Genomic DNA, 337 nt, shown 5'->3' on the forward strand with positions numbered 1-337 from the left:
GTGCGACGCGATGGTCGCGACCATCGCGTCGCACTGGTCCTTGAGTTCGAGGACGTGCGCCCGCGCGCCGGCGAAGGAGCCGTAGACCGAGGAGCTGCGGCCGAGCTCGCGGCTGTTCGAGGCGAGCAGCCGCCAGATGCCGGAGTGGCCGGAGTCGGCGACGGTGGCGAGGCCACGGGAGCGATCCCGGCCCTCGGCCACCCGGTCGGTCGTTCCGGTGCGGGCGAGTTCTCCCGCGCGGGCGAGTTCGCCGGCGCGTGCGAGTCCGCTGACGCGGGCGACGTCGCCGCCGTGGGCACCGGACTGAACGCTCTCCCGGAAGGCGACCCAGCCCTGC

1 protein-coding gene is annotated in these 337 nt (G+C 74.8%); it reads right to left on the reverse strand.

Features of this window, described 5'->3' with window-relative positions; all coding sequences use genetic code 11:
- Nucleotides 1-337 (reverse strand): hypothetical protein (locus tag QN345_RS19980; protein WP_323509232.1); only part of this gene is annotated, 337 nt, incomplete at both ends.

Origin of the sequence: Cryobacterium sp. 10I1, from assembly GCF_035019805.1 — a bacterium.
GTDB lineage: Bacteria > Actinomycetota > Actinomycetes > Actinomycetales > Microbacteriaceae > Cryobacterium > Cryobacterium glucosi.